Annotated in this window: 2 protein-coding genes; both read left to right on the top strand. The window is 66.1% G+C overall.

Annotated features, from left to right (window positions below; all coding sequences use genetic code 11):
- Positions 1 to 1,413 (top strand): tripartite tricarboxylate transporter permease (locus ABYB95_RS21220; RefSeq protein WP_372661592.1); only part of this gene is annotated, 1,413 nt, incomplete at its 5' end.
- A gap of 109 nt (positions 1,414 to 1,522) precedes the next feature.
- Positions 1,523 to 2,458 (top strand): DMT family transporter, encoded by a 936-nt coding sequence (locus tag ABYB95_RS21215; RefSeq protein ID WP_372661590.1) that lies wholly within the window; start codon positions 1,523 to 1,525, stop codon positions 2,456 to 2,458.
- Positions 2,459 to 2,593 lie beyond the last annotated feature (135 nt).

Here is a 2,593-nt window from a genome sequence, read left to right as displayed (position 1 = left end):
GCCATCGTGCTCAACACGCCGGGTGAACCCTCGTCGGTCATGACCAGCCTGGACGGCCATCCGCTGGCGCTGCAAGGCCGCGCGGGCGCCGCTCTGTCGGTGGCCACCCTGAGTTCCTTCTTGGCCGGTTGCATGGGCATCGGCCTGGTGGCCGCCCTGGCGCCCTGGGTGGTCGAACTGGGTTTCCATTTCGGCCCGGCCGAATACACCGCCTTGCTGGTGCTCGCTTTGGTGGGCGCCACGGTGCTGGCCTCGGGTTCTTTTCTCAAGGCCTTGGGCATGACGGTGCTGGGGCTGCTGATGGGGCTGGTGGGCTGGGATGCCATCACCGGCACGGTGCGCTTTGTGCCCGAAGCGCTGGAACCCTGGCTGGGGCGCCACAACGGCTTGACCGACGGTGTGGCCTTCATCGCGCTGGCGCTGGGCTTTTTTGTGGTGGCGCCGGTGATCGCCGAAATGGCGGGGCAGAGCCGTTCGGTGGCCACGGTGGACGCATCCGCCTCCAGCCTCGCGGGCTTGGACGGGCCTGCCACCGCTTCGCCCGGGTTCACCGAGTCGCCGATGTCACCCATGTCACACCCTGCGGCGCTGGCGGATGCACCCGCCTTGGTGGCGGGCCTGCACACCCGGCCCACGCGTGCCGAGCTGCGTGACTGCCTGCCCGCCCTGTGGCGCGGCACGGGGCTGGGCGCCTTGCTCGGCATTTTGCCGGGCGGTGGCGCCTTGCTCGCCTCGCTCGCGGCCTACAACCTGGAGCGCTTTGTTTCGCGCAAGCGCACGCCAGCGCTGGGCAGCGGCCATCTGCGCGGTGTGGCGGCACCCGAAGCCGCCAACAACGCCGGTGCACAAACCGCCTATCTGCCCTTGCTGACCCTGGGCATACCGCCCAATGCCGCCATGGCCTTGCTGCTCGGGGCCATGGTCTTGCACCATGTGGAGCCCGGCCCACAACTCATGGCCGTCCACCCCGATCTGTTCTGGGGCCTGATCGTCGCCATGTGGATGGGCAACCTTTTGCTCTTGCTGCTCAACCTGCCGCTGACGCGGTTCTGGACGCCGGCCTTGCTGCAAGTGCTCAAGCTGCCACGCGCCGCCATTCTGGTCGCCCTGCTCGTGGCCGCCGCCTTGGGCGCTCTGGCCTTGGGACCGCACGGCTGGGGGGTCTGGCTGGTGATGGCCATGGGGGCACTGGGCTATGTGTTCAACCGCCTGGGTTGCGAAGCCGTGGCCCTGCTGCTGGGCTTTGTGCTGGCCCCGGCCATGGAAGAGCAACTGCGCCGCAGCCTGCAATTTTCGCGCGGCAACTGGCTGGTGTTTCTGGAGCGCCCGATCTCGGCCGCTCTGCTGCTGCTGTCGGTGTTTCTGCTGCTGGTGGTGGTGTTGCCCACGGTGCGCCGCAACACCGGGCATTGAGCCGAGCTTGTTGGCGCACCCGCTGACAAGAGCGGGCTTTCCCCCGCCGTGCCGGGGTTGAAAGCGGAGGCGGCAAACGCCTTCGGCGTCTGTGCCGATAATCGAGCAGATGTCTGTCACAACCGCACCCGATCATCCCCATCTCACATCCGGTCTTTTGCTCGCAGGCGCGGGCTCCATCGCCTTCAGCGGCAAGGCCATCATCGTCAAGCTGGCCTACCGCTACGGTGTGGATGCGGTGACGCTCATCATGTACCGCATGTTGTTTGCGCTGCCGCTGTTCCTGGCGCTGGCCTGGTGGTCGAGCCGGGGCAAGCCGCCGCTGACCCGGCACGACTGGCTGGGCATTGTGGGCCTGGGTTTTTCGGGCTACTACCTGGCGAGTTTTCTGGACTTCTGGGGCCTGCAATACATCAGCGCCAGTCTGGAGCGGCTGATCCTGTATCTCAACCCGACCTTGGTGCTGGTGCTGGGCTGGGTGCTCTACAAGCGCCGCATCACGCTCTTGCAGGGCACGGCCATGGCGGTGAGTTACGCCGGGGTGTTGCTGGTGTTTGGCCACGAGGCCGGACTGCAAGGGCCCGACGCCGTGCTGGGCACGGTGCTGGTGTTTCTGAGCGCGGTGAGCTACGCGGTGTACCTGGTGTACAGCGGCGAACTGGTGAAGCGCCTGGGCTCTTTGCGCCTGGTGGGCCTGGCCACCAGCGTGGCCTGTGTGCTGGTGCTGGTGCAGTTTGTGCTGTTGCGCCCCATGAGCGATGCGTTTGCAGTGGCGCCCGAAGTGATTTGGTTATCGGTGCTCAACGCAGGGGCGTGCACGTTCGCGCCGGTGCTGATGGTGATGATGGGGGTCGAGCGCATTGGCTCTGGCCTGGCGGCGCAGACCGGCATGATCGGTCCCATGTCCACCATTCTGATGGGCGTGCTGATTCTGGGCGAGCCGTTCAACGGCTGGATTTTGGTCGGTACCGTGCTGGTGATGGGCGGCGTGTTCATGGTCTCCCGGTTTGGCCAGCGCACACTGCCGCCACCGGTGGGCAAATAGCGCAGCTGGACGCGTCTGGACGCGGCTTCAAATTTTTTTCCCGGCGCGCAGGCGCCGGTTCATTTTTTTCAGCACAGGAGATTCACACATGGACATGGGCATCAAAGGCAAATGGGCGTTGGTTTGCGGCGCCAG

The organism is Hydrogenophaga sp. (assembly GCF_041633695.1).
Lineage (GTDB): Bacteria > Pseudomonadota > Gammaproteobacteria > Burkholderiales > Burkholderiaceae_C > Hydrogenophaga.
Note: the sequence above shows the minus strand (reverse complement) of the source record. Positions and strands in the feature narration are given on the sequence as shown.